Origin of the sequence: Tardiphaga sp. 866_E4_N1_4 (assembly GCF_052076075.1) — a bacterium.
Classification (GTDB): Bacteria; Pseudomonadota; Alphaproteobacteria; order Rhizobiales; family Xanthobacteraceae; genus Tardiphaga; species Tardiphaga robiniae.
Genome location: NZ_CP197242.1, coordinates 4,872,368 through 4,887,961 on the forward strand (window position 1 = coordinate 4,872,368; position 15,594 = coordinate 4,887,961).

The 15,594-nt window shown below is 61.7% G+C and carries 10 protein-coding genes; 4 read left to right on the forward strand and 6 right to left on the reverse strand.

The genetic code is table 11. The features are described from left to right. The first annotated feature begins 208 nt into the window (after nt 1–208). Both AB8B20_RS23495 and AB8B20_RS23500 read left to right on the forward strand, forming a co-directional pair. Nucleotides 209–2,842, forward strand: a complete 2,634-nt coding sequence (locus AB8B20_RS23495; protein ID WP_439073402.1) for an EAL domain-containing protein — start codon at nt 209–211, stop codon at nt 2,840–2,842. Between the two features lie 190 nt (nt 2,843–3,032). Beyond that, on the forward strand, nt 3,033–5,675 hold the full coding sequence (locus AB8B20_RS23500) for an EAL domain-containing protein (RefSeq protein WP_439073401.1): 2,643 nt from the start codon (nt 3,033–3,035) through the stop codon (nt 5,673–5,675). Nucleotides 5,676–5,678: 3 nt separating this feature from the next. Here the strand turns inward: AB8B20_RS23500 and AB8B20_RS23505 are convergent, their stop codons facing one another. From AB8B20_RS23505 to AB8B20_RS23520, 4 genes are all read right to left on the reverse strand, one after another. Further along, a complete protein-coding gene (locus tag AB8B20_RS23505) occupies nt 5,679–7,256 on the reverse strand; it encodes an ATP-binding protein (protein WP_439073400.1) in 1,578 nt (525 codons plus the stop codon). Nucleotides 7,257–7,385: 129 nt separating this feature from the next. Beyond that, nucleotides 7,386–7,796, reverse strand: a complete 411-nt coding sequence (locus tag AB8B20_RS23510; protein ID WP_439073399.1) for a response regulator — start codon at nt 7,794–7,796, stop codon at nt 7,386–7,388. A 220-nt stretch (nt 7,797–8,016) separates the two neighbouring features. Further along, entirely contained in the window at nt 8,017–8,475 is a 459-nt protein-coding gene (locus AB8B20_RS23515; RefSeq protein ID WP_089266877.1) for a PaaI family thioesterase, read from the reverse strand. Nucleotides 8,476–9,602: 1,127 nt separating this feature from the next. Then, entirely contained in the window at nt 9,603–10,604 is a 1,002-nt protein-coding gene (locus tag AB8B20_RS23520) for an NADP-dependent oxidoreductase (RefSeq protein WP_120288202.1), read from the reverse strand. A gap of 234 nt (nt 10,605–10,838) precedes the next feature. On the opposite strand from AB8B20_RS23520, the gene AB8B20_RS23525 reads away from it, so the two are divergent. Together AB8B20_RS23525 and AB8B20_RS23530 are read left to right on the forward strand one after the other, a co-directional pair. Next, nucleotides 10,839–12,134, forward strand: coding sequence for a dicarboxylate/amino acid:cation symporter (locus AB8B20_RS23525; protein WP_089266305.1), 1,296 nt, complete (start codon nt 10,839–10,841; stop codon nt 12,132–12,134). Between the two features lie 8 nt (nt 12,135–12,142). Next, a complete protein-coding gene (locus AB8B20_RS23530; RefSeq protein WP_439073398.1) occupies nt 12,143–13,060 on the forward strand; it encodes an amino acid ABC transporter substrate-binding protein in 918 nt (305 codons plus the stop codon). A 151-nt stretch (nt 13,061–13,211) separates the two neighbouring features. Here AB8B20_RS23530 and AB8B20_RS23535 read toward each other — a convergent pair whose 3' ends face one another. Beyond that, entirely contained in the window at nt 13,212–14,531 is a 1,320-nt protein-coding gene (locus tag AB8B20_RS23535; protein WP_439073397.1) for a bifunctional folylpolyglutamate synthase/dihydrofolate synthase, read from the reverse strand. Continuing rightward, complete coding sequence (locus AB8B20_RS23540; protein ID WP_439073396.1) at nt 14,524–15,531, reverse strand: ATP-grasp domain-containing protein; 1,008 nt, start codon at nt 15,529–15,531, stop codon at nt 14,524–14,526. Before AB8B20_RS23540 ends, AB8B20_RS23535 begins: the two co-directional genes overlap by 8 nt. Nucleotides 15,532–15,594 lie beyond the last annotated feature (63 nt).

The following is a 15,594-nucleotide window of genomic DNA, read 5'->3' on the forward strand; positions in this document are numbered from 1 at the left end:
GTTGCGTCGCTGCTTGCGTGTCCTGCTGTGGCTGCGTGGTTTTATCCGGACCTTAAGTACGTTCGCGGTCGCCTGGAACTCGGGCGCCGCGCAAAACAGTTTGGCGACGTCTCGCACATACGATTGCACCACCTCGGCTGAAAGCCGGTGATCGGGTCATTTCAACGACGGTCCGATGGTTTGAGCAAAGTAATTGCGAGTTGCGTTTATGACGTTGGTGCATGTCGACCAGAGTGATGCTGCCAGGACGCTCCTCGCCGGGCTGGAGCAGGCCATCGATGCTGTCGTGATGATCGACAGCACGAATAGCGTGACCCATTTCAACGCCGCCGCCGAACGGTTGTGGGGCTATGAGCGCGATGAAGTGCTCGGGCGAAATATCAGCTTTCTGGTGCCGATGGCCATCAGGTCGCAGCATGACGGATACATCGCCGCGAACCGCGCGACCGGCGTCAATCGCATCGTCGGTCATAGCCGCGAGGTGAGAATCGAACGCAAGGACGGCAGCGAGATCTGGGGATCGTTGTCGATGTCGCGGGTCGAGGGGAATGGCGAGATCACCTATATGGGCTTCGTCCGCGATGTGACGGAAGAGGTGAAGCGCAGGGAAGAAATTATCCCGCTGGCTCTCGTGGTCGACAAGACGAAACGCGCTATCTACATCGCGGGTCGCGATGCACGGATCTGCTATGTCAACGGCGCCTTCACCGGCATGTTCGGCTACGCGCTGGATGAAGCGACGGGACTCATCCCGGAGGAATTCCTCGTCGGCGCATATACCAGCCAGGCGACGCTCGCATATCTGGACCAGCAGATCAGAACGGAAGGTTCTGCTGAAGACGAAATCCTCCTTTACGACAAAGCGGGCAACGAGGTCTGGGTCTCGGTTGCCTTGAATGCGATTCATGGCACGGATGGAAAAATCCAGCACCTTGTCGCATTGATGACCGATATCACCGAGAGCAAGCAGCTTCAGTCGCTGCAGCATCACATCCTCGAAGCGCTGGCCGATGAGCAGCCGCTGCTCGACGTGATGGACAATCTTTGCCGGAAGGTGGAGCAGATCGCGCCCGATGTCGTCTGTTCGGTGCTACATGTCGATTCTGCGGGATTGCTGCATCCTTTGGGAGGACCAAGCCTCCCGGCAGGTTATGCGCAGGCGCTGGACGGCATTGCCATCGGACCGGATGTCGGGTCTTGCGGGACCGCGGCCTTTCGCGGCGAGCCTGTTCTGGTCACCGATATCGAAAACGATCCTCTCTGGCTGCCATACAACAGCGCGCCGCTGGCTTCCGGTCTGAAGGCCTGCTGGTCGATGCCGATCAAGACCAGGGATGGGCGCGTCATCGGTACGTTCGCATTCTACTTCAGGGAATGTCGCAGACCCAGCCGCTTGCATCACGGCATCGTCGATGCCTGTGTTCATCTCGCCGCGGTCGCCATCGAGCGTGAGGAAGCGCGCAACGAAATCTCGCGGCTTGCTTATTTCGATGCACTCACCGGACTGCCGAACCGGACCCACATGCGCCAGTTGATGGAGCGCGCCGTCGCGGAATGCCCCGCAGATGCGCAGATGGCGCTGATATTTCTTGACCTGGATCACTTCAAGGACGTCAACGATACGCTGGGGCATGCTGTCGGCGATGACTTGCTGGTCGCTGTCACACAGCGGCTTCATCAGCACATCCGACCGGGCGATATCCTGAGTCGTCAGGGCGGCGATGAATTCATCATCCTGATGCCGAACTGTATCGCGGCAGATGCATCCCGCATCGCGGGCCGTCTCACCGAGGCGCTGTCGGTTCCGCTGCAGCTCGGCGGCCATCAGGTGCCGATTTCTGCCAGCGCCGGCATCAGCATGTTTCCGGACAATGCCCGCGATCTCGATAGTCTGCTGAAATATGCCGATGCGGCGATGTACAAGGCGAAGCAGGCCGGCCGCTCCACGCATCGGTTTTTCAGCAACGACATGGACCGCGTGAATGAGGAGCGCCTCCGTCTCAGCGCCGCTTTGCGCCACGCGCTTGCACAAGGCGGCCTGCGGTTGCACTACCAGCCGCAGATCCGCGCGAGCAGCGGCGATCTGTACGGTGTCGAGGCGCTGGCGCGCTGGCATGATCCCGTATTGGGCGATGTGTCACCGGCGAAGTTCATTCCGCTCGCGGAGGAATGCGGCCTCATCGAGCAGATCGGTGTCTGGTCGCTGCGGGAGGCGTGCAGGCAGATTGCGGCGTGGCAAAAGGCAGGGCTCGATGTGCCTTGCGTCTCGGTCAACCTGTCGCCGATCAATTTTCTGAATCCGGGATTGCCGGCGTTGATCTCCGACATCATCGCGGAAAACGGGCTGGCGCCTAACAGGCTGATGCTCGAAGTCACCGAGGGCGCGGTGATGAGTGAACACACGACCGCGATCGAGATCATGATGCAGATCCGCGCGGCGGGCATCGGATTGTCGATGGATGATTTCGGCACCGGTTATTCGAGCTTGAGTCGCCTGGCGCATTTGCCGGTGCGCGAGCTGAAGATCGATCGCAGCTTCATGCGCGGTATCGAGACCGAGGTCTGTGCTCTGGCGATCGCCACCGCCATCGTGTGCGTCGGGCAGAGCCTCAACATGACGGTCGTGGCCGAAGGCGTCGAGACCGAAGAACAGCGTAGGATTCTCGCCGGGCTGGGCTGTGACGTCATTCAGGGGTTCCTGTATTCGCCCGCACTGTCCGCATTCGATCTCGAAGCCTGGCTGGTGGCCCGCCATGTCGAACGCTGGGCGGCGCTGGTTGACGAGCGCCGGGCCGAAGCTGCGCAAGAGGAAATGTGGCCGGGTGCGCTCGCGGCCATGTAATCTCGAGAAGTTGACGATCGTCGTTCACGCGTTGTTAACGACATCCGGTATTCCGGCCCCTCGAGATGAGATCGAACGAACTTCTTAGCTACTGGAGTTCGAATACACTCGTACCAGCGAATGACATTGCCGCTGTAACGAAGACAGTTGTCGTCGTGCTCGCGCGGCTCCTGTGATCGAAGGTCGTTTCATGTCTGCAAGTCCTGTCGGCCAGCCCAGCGAAGAGGCGATGGCGCTGTTCTCTGCGTTCGAGCGGGCGGTCGATGCTGTCGTGATCACCGGGATCGACAACCAGATCCGACACTTCAATGCCGCGGCCGAGCGGATGTGGGGATATCACCGCGACGAAGTCGTCGGACGCCAGGTCAGCGTCCTTGTGCCGCTCGACGTGCGCGAACATCTCGATGGAGTGATCGCGGCAAAGTCTGCCATGGACCCTCGGACGGCGGTCAAGGGCCGCCGCGAGTTCAGGATCAGCCGCAAGGACGGGAGCGAGGCCTGGGGCGCGTTCTCGATCTCACGCGTCGATTATGCCGGCAAGACGCTCTACATCAACTTTATCCGCGACGTGACGGACGACGTCCGTGACCGCGAGCAAAATGCGCTGATGGCACTGGTTGCCGAAAAGACCGACCGTGTCGTGATGGTCTCCAAGCGCGACATGACCATCGTCTATGTCAACGACGCTTTCACGGAGTTGTTCGGATACACGCTCGCGGAAGCAATGGGCAAACACCCCCGGGATTTGCTGACGGGAGAGTATACCGACAACGAAACGCTGGAGCGGTTTCACGCGCAGATCGATGCCGAAGGACACGGGCAAGAGGATATCCTTGTCTATGACAAGGACGGTCACGAGATCTGGATCTCAAGCACGGTCAACGCAGGCCGCAATGAAGCCGGTGAGGTCGAGCATCTGGTCGCGGTGCTCGACGACATCACCGAGAGCAAGCAGATCAATTCGCTGCAGCATCATGTGCTGGAAAATCTCGCCAACGACATGCCGGTTGTGGATGTGATCGGTGATCTCTGCCACCGCGTCGAAGCCATCGCGCCTGATATCGTCTCGTCGGTGCTGCATGTGGACGCGGAAGGTCGGCTCCATCCACTCGGTGGTCCCAGCCTCCCGGCCGCCTTCGCGCCTGTTGTTGACGGTATTGCCACCGGTCCCGATGTCGGGTCCTGCGGCGCGGCGGCCTTTCTCGGCCACGCGGTGCTGGCCACCGATATCGCCACCGATCCGCGGTGGCGGCTCTATAGCAGCCTGCCGCTGGAAGCCGGCCTGCGCGCTTGCTGGTCGACGCCGATCAAGGCGCGGGACGGCCGCGTCATCGGCGCCTTTGCTTTCTATTTCCGTGAAGTACGCGGCCCGACGCGCTGGCATCAGACCATCGTCGATGCCTGTGTGCATCTGTGCGCACTGGCCATTGAACGGCACGAGGCCCGCAGCGAAATCGCGCGTCTGGCCTATTTCGATGCGCTGACCGGCCTGCCGAACCGCGCGCAGCTGCGCCAGATCCTGACGGGGCTGATCGACAAGAGCAAACCGCGGGACCGCATTGCCGTGATGTTCCTCGATATCGATCACTTCAAGGACGTCAACGACACGCTCGGTCATTCCATTGGCGACGAGTTGCTGGTCAAGGTCACGCAACGGCTGTGCAGGCAAATCCGGCCGGCCGATACGCTGAGCCGGCAGGGCGGCGACGAATTCGTTATTGTGCTGCCGAATTGCGATGTCGAAGGCGCCGCCTTGATCGCCAGCCGCCTGCTCGAGACACTGCTGCCGCCGATGCAGCTTGGCGCCAAGCTGGTGCCGGTATCGGCCAGTATCGGCGTCAGCATCTATCCCGACAATGCCGGCGATATCGACGGTCTGCTCAAACATGCCGATGCGGCGATGTATCAGGCCAAGCAGGCCGGCCGCTCGACCTATCGTTTCTTCAGCGCGGAGATGAACCGCGTCAGCGAGGAGCGTCTCGCCTTCAGCACGGCGCTGCGCAATGCCATCGTGCAGGATGCGCTGCGGCTTCACTATCAGCCGCAGGTTCGCGCTGACGGTCGCCTTTACGGTGTCGAGGCACTGGCCCGCTGGTCCGATCCAGTGCTCGGCGAAGTGCCGCCATCGAAGTTCATCCCGCTCGCGGAAGAATACGGGCTGATCGAGCTGATCGGCACCTGGTCGCTGCGCGAAGCCTGCCGGCAGGTTGCGGCCTGGCGCAAAAATGGCGTCGACGTGCCCAGCGTCTCGGTCAATCTGTCGCCGATCAATTTCCAGAATGGCGATCTCGCCACGCTGGTCGGCGAAGTGATCGCCGAAAACGGTCTGTCGCCGGACATGCTGATGCTGGAGGTCACCGAAGGCGTGGTGATGAGCGAGCATTCGACCGCCGTCGAGACCATGGAGAAAATTCGCAAGTCCGGCGTGCAGCTGTCGATGGATGATTTCGGCACCGGCTATTCCAGCCTCAGCCGCCTCGCGCATCTGCCGATCCGTGAGTTGAAGATCGATCGCAGCTTCATGCGTGGCCTTGAAAGCGAGGCGAGCGCGCTGGCGATTACGCGCGCCATCATCCGCGTCGGCCAGAGTCTCGACATGATCGTGGTCGCCGAGGGCGTCGAGACCGAGGGGCAACGCCGGATTCTCACCGAACTCGGTTGCGATGTTATTCAGGGCTTCGTCTATTCGCCTGCGCTGCCGGTGCCCGATTTCGAACTCTGGTTCGCGAATCACGAAACGTCGCGTGCCGCCATCGCCCTGAGCGAGATGCGGCGTCAGGCGCATCCGGAGCGGACGCTGGGCGTCGTCCCGTCCGTCAGACGGATCCCGTAGTCGTTATCTCTTGTCGAGCATCTCGCGCACCTTGTTGCCGAGCGCCGCTTGCGTGATCGGCTTCTGCAGCAGCGACACGCCGGGATCAAGCCGGCCCTGATGCACGATGGCGTTGCGCGAATAGCCGGTCATGAACAGCACTTTCAGCTTCGGCTGCCGCTTTTGCATCTCGTCGGCCAGCAGTCGCCCGTTCATGCCGGGCATCACGATATCGGTCAGCAGCAAGTCGAACGGTTCGGGATCGTCGGCGAAGTCGGCCAGCGCTGCGTCGGCATTGCCGGCTTCGCGGACCTGATAGTTGAGACCTTCCAGCGTCTCGACCAGGTAGGACCGCACATCCGGATCGTCCTCCACGATCATCACAGTCTCGTTGCCCTTGCTGCCGACGATGCGCCTCTCGATCTCGCTTGCCTGCTCCGTATGCTGCCTGCTGCGCGGCAGATAGACCTTGATGGTCGTGCCTTCGCCGACCTCGCTATAGATCTTCACATGGCCGCCGGATTGCTTGACGAAGCCGTAGACCTGGCTCAGGCCGAGGCCGGTGCCCTGTCCGGGCTCCTTGGTGGTGAAGAACGGGTCGAACGCGCGCTCCTGCACGTCCTTGGGCATGCCCGGTCCGGTATCCGTCACCGAGATCAGGACATACTGCCCGATGACGACATCCGAATGCTGCAGGGCGTAGATCTCGTCGATGAAAGCGTTGCTGGTTTCGATCGTCAGCTTGCCGATCTTCAGATGGTCTTGGCCGGCCATGGCGTCGCGTGCATTGACCACGAGATTGAGGATGGCGGCTTCCATCTGGCTCGGATCGACCTCGACCTGCCACAGCCCGGCGCCGCCGACGATTTCGAGATCGATATTCTCGCTCAATGTGCGCTGGAAGAAGTCCGACATGCCGTGGAGCAATCCGTTGACATTGATGGTCTTCGGGTCGAGCGGCTGCTTGCGTGCGAAGGCGAGCAGGCGCTGGGTCAGCACCACGGCGCGTTGCGCGCCGCCGGCCGCGCTGGCAATGACGCGCCTGAGGCGATCGCGTGACGATTCCGTCCAGGTCGAGATGCTGTGCTCGGCGATTTCGAGATTGCCGATGATGATGGTCAGCAGATTGTTGAAGTCATGGGCGACACCGCCGGTGAGGTGACCGATCGCTTCCATCTTCTGCGTATGGCGCAGCATGTCCTCGGCCTCGCGCCGGTGCCGGCCTTCCTCGATCAGCGCCAGTTCGGTTTCGCGCAATTGCGCAGGCGAGGGGATCGCCAGTAGCCGCGGTAGCAGGGGCCAGAGAATCGCTGCGGTGACGACCGAAGCGACGGCCGTGATCGCCTTGAGGATTCCTTCGGCGCCATAGGCCGGAACCCACAGCGTGTAGATCGACATCACATGGGTCAGGCCGCAGGCCATGATGAAGAGCGCGAAGGCCCAGAAGATCCAGCCGAACTCCACATCGCGGCGCTTCCAGACGAAGATCGTGAGGACGACGGGAATCGAGAAATAGGCCGCGGCGATCAGTGCATCCGAGCCGACGTGAAGCCAGATCAGGCCGGGATCCCACAGCAGACAAATGCCGTGCGGGGCAAACATGGAACTATCGAGAAAGTTCTTGAGTGATGCCCACATCGCCTGCCCCCGCCGATAGCTGGTATCTAGCAACCGAGGGTGACCGGGCGGTGTGGAGGCGTCAAGCGTGAGCGCAATTGCGAACGGAGCTTATCAGACGCCGAATGCGCTGCGGGGATTGGCGAATTCGGTGAGGGCGCCGATGATCTGGTGCTGCCGATAGGGTTTGGCAATGAAGCGACCGCCATCCGGCAGGTCGCGTTCGCCTATCCTGAAGTGGCCTGATGTTGCGATGATGCGAATGGGCGGCCAGCGATTGGCGACCGCATGGGCGAGCTTGAGCCCGTTCATCGAGCCGGGCATGTCGATATCGGTAAAGATGATGCGGATATCGTTGCGCGCTTCGAGCACGCGGATCGCAGCGTCTGCATCCGGCGCCTCGATCACCCGGAAACCAGCGTCCTCGATCATCTCGACCGCAAACATGCGCAGCAGTACATCGTCCTCGACGACCAGGACGGTGGCGGGGAGGGCGGCGTCGTTTACGGCAGCGTCTTGGGCCATGGGATTTGAACCTTGATCGCCGGTTCCATGGGCCACAGGGCCGGGATGGTTCGGGTCGAAAGCATCGGTCAGTCTAAACGTGATCAATCGAATACGAATATAGGTCGCGTAAAAACTGTTTTGGTTCGCATGTCTTTGCTAAGCGAGCTGATCGCGCTTTCGTTCCGCCGCGTGCGAAAAAAAATCCGTGAAGATGACGAAAATCCACGGCGCCCTCAGGTCAGTCGTTCTTGCGCCCGGCATCTGTGCGGTCGCGGACCGTCTTGAACACACCATGCGCCGTGGCGACCACGTGATCGTTCACACTGACCTCGGTGCTCATGAAGATCAGGCTCTTGGTGGCACGCACGACCTTGGGCCGGGAGATCATCAGGTCGCCGATCCGCGCGGCATCGACGAAATAAGTATCCATCTGGACCGTGGCGAGCGCCTCGACCCCCGCAGCCTCGCGCGCCGCCATGCCGCAGCTCCGGTCGGCGAGCGTCATCACTGCCCCGCCCTGAACCACGCCGCGGCGGTTGCGGTGCTTGTCCTGGCCAAGAATGGCGAATTCATTGATGCCATCGACGACCCGGTGCCACATCGGGCCGACGAAATGGATGAACCCGTCATCGTCCATGATGCTCCAGCCGGCGGCTTCGAGTTCAGCATAGGCCGCGTCAGTCGCCGCATCAGTCATGGATTTTCCTTCTTGCGAGATATCGATGGGCTGGAGGGAGTGAGTGCTAGGTCATACAAAAGCGGGGGGCGGGTGGATAGGACGTCGCGGCGTTGGGGCGCGTCGCAATCTGCATGGCTCGTCGCTCGTTGTCCCGGGCCGGACTGCCGGAGTGGTCAGCTACCCCCTCGTCATTCCGGGGCGCAGAGGACCGCGAAGCGGGCCGGCGCGAACCCGGAATCCCGGAGTGTTTGGCGCTGAACAGGTCGAGATTCCGGGTTCGCGTCCGGCAAGTGCCGGCCACGCCCCGGAATGACAGTATGGGGCGGCAAGACAGCATCCAAACATTTATTCCTATATCCCGTTGACAATATCTCCATCAGGTTTATATTCCCCATTGTCCTGCCCCACCGAGAGGGGCGATCGCGATCGTCACGTTCGCGGGGTGGGATGCGGTGGACGCCGGAGATGCGGCGTCACGCGGTTCATGGGGGAACGTCTGTCTTCGGGCAGGACGGATCTGCGCCAGCACTGCCACTGGCAAGGGGACGGCCGGTCTTGAGATGGAAGGACCTCTGGACAGTGTGACGGACGACCAACTCGAAACGCGTTCGGCCTAGTCGCTTGAGGCTCCCTTCCCATCGCCTTGGGACTTTAATTCGCGATCGGAGCGTTCGTTGAGGCAAAGTGCAAGCAACCGAAAAAACACCGCAGGCGGAACGTCGGGCACTGGCTCGGCGCCTCCGAAAGTCCTGATGCACTCTAAATTGCGGAAGACCGCATTAGCATCAGGCCCAAGGGTGCAACGGGCACCCGGCGTTCCGCACGCCCTCTCAACAGAGGGCGGGAATGCAAGACACGACGGCGCCCCCGCGCCGCAAATAATGGGGGTGATAACGCATGTCTGAAGAGCAGTGGCTGTTTGACAGTTGAATCCGCAATGACGCACAGGCGTTAGAGGCATCCCTCCCCCTTGCGGGGAGGGTCGGCCGAACGAGGCGATGCGGAGCATCGACGAATTGGAGGCCGGGGTGGGGGTGCCCCACGTGAGAGCGTCGCTTGTGGCACCCCCACCCGACCGGCCAAGCGGCCGGCCACCCTCCCCGCAAGGGGGAGGGATAAGAGAGAAGCCCCGCTACACGATCTCCCTACACCTTCACCATCCGCTTGCCCCGGTTCTCACCGGCCAGCAGACCGATCAGTGCCTGCGGCGTGTTCTCCAGCCCGTCGATGACGTCTTCCTGCACCTTGAGCTTGCCGGCGGCGACCCAGGACTGCAGATCGGTCAAAGCCTTTTCGCGCTGGTTCATATAGTCCATCACGATGAAGCCCTGCATGATCAGGCGTTTCACCACGATCAGACCGGGCACGCCGCGTGGGCCGGTCGCCGAGGGCGCGCCGTCATATTGCGAGATGGCGCCGCAGCAGGCGATGCGGCCGTTGAGATTCATTTGTGCGAGACAAGCCTCGAGAATGTCACCGCCGACATTGTCGAAGTAGACGTCGATGCCACCCGGCGCAGCCGCCTTCAGCGCCTTGAACACCGCGCCGTCCTTGTAGTCCACCGCGGCATCGAAGCCGAGTTCTTTGGTCAGCCAGTCGCATTTGTCCTTGCCGCCGGCGATGCCGATCACCCGGCAGCCCTTGATCTTGGCAATCTGGCCGACGATGGAGCCGACCGAACCGGCCGCCGCCGAGACGACGACGGTCTCGCCCGCCTTGGGCTTGCCGACGTCCAGCAGGCCGAAATAGGCTGTAAGTCCGGCGATGCCATAGACGCTGAGCAGATGCGTCATCGGCTCCATTGATGGCATCTTGTTGAGATGCTTGGCCGGCACCGCCGCGTAATTCTGCCAGCCGGTGTCGCCGAACACGATGTCACCCGGCTTCAGCGCAGGCGACTTCGACGACACGACTTCGGCAATGCCGCCGCCCGCCATCACCGTATTGGCCTCGACCGCCGCGCGATAGGTCGCGCCATGCATCCATGCGCGATTGGCGGCATCGAGCGAGATGTAACGCACGCGCAGCAGCGCTTCGCCATCCTTCGGCTCGGGAATCTGTCCCTTTGATAGTTTGAAATGCTCGGGCCCCAATTTTCCTGTGGGCTTTTCGACGAGCAGCACCTGATGATTGACGGTGTCGGTCATGGCCGTTGTCTCCCTGTTTCTTCCTTTGTCGAAACTTGTTGCAGTCGCCGCGTACAAAACAATCAGGCTGCACAGTTTTTGTAGTTGGCGATGACGCTATGCGGCAGCGCGGCATTCCACAACGGCTATTTGCCGCCTGATGATACCGAAACGGTACGTGGCTGACGAAGCTTGTTGCGCGCTCTGATCAATATGACAGACTGTCGCAGTTGGGAATGTGTAACGGGGGTCGGTATGTCGAACAGGTTTACGCAATACATTCTGATCGCGATGGCGCTTGGCATCGTGATGGGCTCGCTGGTTTTCAACTATTTGCCCGATAGCCGCGGTGAGATCGCGGCCGACGTCAATCTGATCGCGATGTTGTTCTTGCGCCTGATCAAGATGATTATCGCGCCCCTGGTCTTCGCCACGCTGGTCGGCGGCATCGCCCATATGGGCTCGGGCTCCAAGCTCGGCCGCATCTTCGCCAAGACCATGGGCTGGTTCGTCAGCGCCTCCTTCATCTCGCTGCTGCTCGGCCTGGTGATGGTCAACCTGTTGCAGCCGGGCGCAAATTTTCCGGGAACGCTGCCGGCCGCAGGCCAGTCGACGGGCTTGCCGGTGTCGGCTTTCTCGATCGAGAAATTCCTCACCCATCTGATCCCGACCTCCATCGCGGACGCGATGGCGCAGAACGAGATCCTGCAGATCGTCATCTTTGCAGTGTTCTTCGCAGTTGCGATGGGCGCCATGCCGGAACGCTCCAAGCCGATGCTGCAGCTGATCGATGACCTCGGTCACATCATGCTGAAGGTCACCGGCTATGTGATGTTGTTCGCACCGCTCGCGGTCTGGGCGGCGATCATGGCGACGGTGTCCAAGAATGGCCTGGGCGTGTTGTGGAAGCTGATCGTCTTCATGGGCGGCTTCTATCTGTCGCTGGCGATCCTGTGGGGCATTCTCGTGGTGGTCGGCTTCATCGTCATCGGGCCGCGCTACAGCCATCTGCTGCGGCTGATCCGCGAGCCGCTGATGATCGCCTTCTCCACCGCGAGTTCGGAAGCGGCCTATCCGAAGACGCTGGAAGGTCTTAACCGCTTCGGCGCCTCGTCGCGCATCTCCAGTTTTGTGCTGCCGCTGGGCTATTCATTCAATCTCGACGGCACGATGATGTACTGCACCTTCGCCAGCATCTTCATCGCGCAGACCTATCACATCGAGATGTCGCTCGGCACGCAGCTCGCGATGCTGGCAACGCTGATGATCACCTCGAAAGGCGTGGCCGGCGTGCCGCGCGCCTCGCTGGTGGTGATCGCGTCGACGCTCAGCCAGTTCAACATTCCCGAAGCGGGCCTGTTGATGATCATGGGTATCGATACGTTCCTCGATATGGGCCGCAGCGCCACCAATGTGATCGGCAATTCGCTGGCCACGGCGGTGGTCGCGAAATGGGAAGGCGAACTCGCGCCCGAACATGAGCTCGGCCCCGACGATGTGGTGCCTGGCGACATGATTCCCGGAGAAATCCCCGCCCTCGGACATGGTTGAGGTGCGTGATGCGCTACTATCTGACCGGTTCGATCACCGGGCTTCTGGCAGCTTTGCTGCTGGCGACGACTGCGCAGGCGCAAGCGCCTGCGGAAGGGCTTAGCCCGACGCTGGCGGCGATCAAGAAGGCGCATGTGGTCAAACTCGGCTACCGCGAAAGCTCGCCGCCGTTCTCGTTTCTCGATCAGGCGGGCCGGCCGATCGGCTACAGTCTCGAACTCTGCGAGGCCATCGTCGAGGATATCGGCATCGAGGTCGACGATCCCCAGCTCAAGATCGAATATGTAAAAGTAACGTCGGACGATCGCATTCCCGCCGTGGTCGACGGCAAGATCGATCTCGAATGCGGCTCGACCACGGCCAATGCCGAACGGCGCAAGCAGGTTGCGTTCTCGCCGCTGATGTTCGTCGCCGGCACCAAGCTGATGGTGCCGAAAACCACCACGGGTACCGCGCCGACCGACTTCAAGGGCAAGACCATCGTCGTTACCAAAGGCACCACCAACGAACAGGCGATGCATGCGGTCGACAAGAAATTCAATCTCGGTCTCAACATCGTGGTCTCGCCCGATCACGAGCAGAGCTATCAGATGCTGGTCGACGGCAAGGCCGATGCCTTCGCGACCGACGATATCCTGCTGTCGGGCCTGATCGCGCGGCACAAATCGCAGGACAAGTTCCGCGTGGTCGGCGATTACCTGTCCTATGATCCCTACGGCATCATGTTTCGTAAGGGTGAGCCGCAGCTTGCGGCTGTCGTCGAACGTGCGTTTCGCCGGCTCGGCTCCAATCGTGATCTGATCCCGCTCTACAACAAATGGTTCGTCGCCCGCCTGCCGACCGGCGAGCGCATGGGCGTTTCGATCTCGCCGCAGCTGGAAGAGAGCTTCAAGGTGCTGGACGATTCAGCGGGCGGGACGAATTAGCCATACACTGTCATTCCGGGGCGCGGGCAGCGTTAGCTGCACGCGAACCCGGAATCCCGGTGTGTTTGGCTCTCCGGAGATTCTCATGTCGAGATTCCGGGTTCGCGCCCGGCGAGTGCCGGCCACGCCCCGGAATGACGAACGTGAGATCTCAGAAAAACACCAGATCCTGCGCCTTGCCGCCGCGCAGCACCGTTGCGTATTCGATCGCCGCGAACAGTCCGCCCGCCACATAGATCTTGCGCGGCACGGCGCGAGCCAGTTGCTGGCTGAGGCGCACCGCGTCTTCCATGGCATTGGCCACATGAATGCGCGCCGCCGGATGAGCCTTGCGCGCTGCAGCGCCGACCACGCGCGCGTCTGCGCCCTTGTGATAGGCGCGGGTGCACACGATCGTATCGAAGACGGGGGCGAGATGCTTGGCGATATCGTCGACATTCTTGTCGCCGGACACGCCGAGCACCAGCAACCAGTTGTCATCGCCATGGATGGCGCGAAGGCTCTTCAGGGCCTGTGCCACGCCATCAGGCGTATGGCCGACATCGATGACGGTCAGGGGATCGCGCTGAACGATCTCGAGCCGTCCTGGCCATTTGGTATCGCGCAGTCCGGTCCGGACCGCGAGATCGATGGCGCTGGTGGTCGCATCCGGATGCATGCGCTGCATCCAGAGAATGAACAGCGCAGCCGCAATGGCAGCATTGTTGAGCTGGAATTCGCCGGCCAGCATGAGTTCGAGCGCGCGCAGATCGAATGCGCCCAGCCGGCAGTTGAAGGCCTGGGCCTTGGCTGATGCAAAGACGTTACTGATCGTGATCTCGTCGCCGATATGCAGGCCGGTGACGTTGCGGTTGCGATTGTACTCGGCGAGATTGCCGCGCATGGGCAGGCAGTTCTCGCCGTAGACGACGGTGCCGCCCGAGATACAGGCATCGCTCTTGTCGCAGGCGATCAGCTCCAGCGAGTTGCCGAGCAGGTTGACGTGTTCGAGATCGACCGAGGTGACGCAGGTGATGTCGGCGCCGACCAGCCGAACCGGATCGTAGCGTCCGCCGATGCCCGCTTCGAACACGGCGAATTCGCATTCGGTCTCCTGGAAATACAGGCAGGCCAGCGCGAACTGCGCCTCGAAGGCACCGAAGGTCTCATGCAGCGTGTGCTGCTTGAGATCTGCGATGGCCGTAGCCACGCGCAGGACGAGGGCTTCGAGCAACTCGTCATCGACGGGGACGCCGTCGATCTGGAAGCGCTCATTGAAGCGATAGAGGTGCGGTGACGTGAACAAGCCCGTCCGCAGGCCGAAAGCGCGTCCGATGCTGGCGCAGAATGCGGCCGTCGAGCCCTTGCCGTTGGAGCCGGCGACGACGACGGAATGTTTGCGCAGCCTGACACGGTCGATGGACAGCGCGTCGAGCAGCATCGCCAGCCGGGCGAAGCAGAGGCCGTCGCCATATTTGGGCAGGTTAAACATCGAGCAGGCCGATCGCCGTGAATGTATGCCGCCAGATGCGCAGGATCAGGTCCTCACGGCCGCTGTCTTCGAGAAAGCGGATCGACGGATTGGCATTGACCTCGATCACGCGCAAGGCCGCAGCATCTCCGTCGATATCTGTAAACAGGTCGACCGCGCCAGCGCGCAGGCCGAGCGCCTTGGCGGCCTGCAGCGCCATCGCAAAAGCGACAGTCTCGTTACCCGGCGCCGCAAAGCTCATGCTGCCGCCTGCGCTCCGATTCATCCGGCCAGGAATCGCGCGTCGCTCGCCGTATGGCAGCACGCGATCGAGGGAGGCGTCATCGAGACCTGACGTGACCGACGAAATCCCGTGGCGGTCCAGCGTAGACGTCTCCGCGGCGATCAATTGCCTGAGCGTCACCTTGCCGTCGCCGGTCACAAAGGGCGCCGTCTTCTGCGCGCAATACACGACCTCGTCGTCGAGGATGAACACGCGATATTCCTGGCCGGTATAGATGCGCTGCATCAGGATCGCGTCATAATACTGCGCGACCTGCCTGAGATAGGCCATGAGCGCGTCGCCGCCCGTGACGATCTCCGCAAAGTCGCCGCGCGATCCCATCAGCGGTTTGATGAAGGCCCGGTCGCCGAGTTCGGCGAAATGCCAGACGGCGTCGGCATGTTCGTGGCCGGGCGGGCGATGGGCGCGATAACGCTCATGCAGGAAGAAGTATTTCCCGCCCAAAGTCGGGACGCCAGCGCGCTCCATCAGCACATTGGCGAAATACTTGTCATTCGCCAGCGTCGCAGCCGTGGCGTTGTTCTGCGGAAAGAACGAGCCGCGTCCGGCGCCGAAGGATGCGCTCCTGCCATTGCGGCCAACGGTGAAGATCAGACCCGTTCCGCCATCGACGTCGGCGAAATCCAGCCCGAACTGGCGGCAAGCGTATTCGGCATAGATCGACTGGTCGGGATAGGATGGGGGCTTTCCGGCCCGGATGTCGCGAAGGGATGTCATTAAGGACCAGGCCGACGATTGAACGAAAAGCCGCCTGCGACGACTTTAACGAGGTGGCCGGAA

What these genes read in the sequence shown, in the direction of transcription:
- AB8B20_RS23520 (WP_120288202.1), bottom strand. Translation starts at nt 10,604, where the DNA reads ATGACCGACACCGTCAATCATCAGGTGCTGCTCGTCGAAAAGCCCACA.
- AB8B20_RS23495 (WP_439073402.1), top strand. Translation starts at nt 209, where the DNA reads ATGACGTTGGTGCATGTCGACCAGAGTGATGCTGCCAGGACGCTCCTC.
- AB8B20_RS23540 (WP_439073396.1), bottom strand. Translation starts at nt 15,531, where the DNA reads ATGACATCCCTTCGCGACATCCGGGCCGGAAAGCCCCCATCCTATCCC.
- AB8B20_RS23505 (WP_439073400.1), bottom strand. Translation starts at nt 7,256, where the DNA reads ATGTTTGCCCCGCACGGCATTTGTCTGCTGTGGGATCCCGGCCTGATC.
- AB8B20_RS23525 (WP_089266305.1), top strand. Translation starts at nt 10,839, where the DNA reads ATGTCGAACAGGTTTACGCAATACATTCTGATCGCGATGGCGCTTGGC.
- AB8B20_RS23530 (WP_439073398.1), top strand. Translation starts at nt 12,143, where the DNA reads ATGCGCTACTATCTGACCGGTTCGATCACCGGGCTTCTGGCAGCTTTG.
- AB8B20_RS23535 (WP_439073397.1), bottom strand. Translation starts at nt 14,531, where the DNA reads ATGTTTAACCTGCCCAAATATGGCGACGGCCTCTGCTTCGCCCGGCTG.
- AB8B20_RS23515 (WP_089266877.1), bottom strand. Translation starts at nt 8,475, where the DNA reads ATGACTGATGCGGCGACTGACGCGGCCTATGCTGAACTCGAAGCCGCC.
- AB8B20_RS23510 (WP_439073399.1), bottom strand. Translation starts at nt 7,796, where the DNA reads ATGGCCCAAGACGCTGCCGTAAACGACGCCGCCCTCCCCGCCACCGTC.
- AB8B20_RS23500 (WP_439073401.1), top strand. Translation starts at nt 3,033, where the DNA reads ATGTCTGCAAGTCCTGTCGGCCAGCCCAGCGAAGAGGCGATGGCGCTG.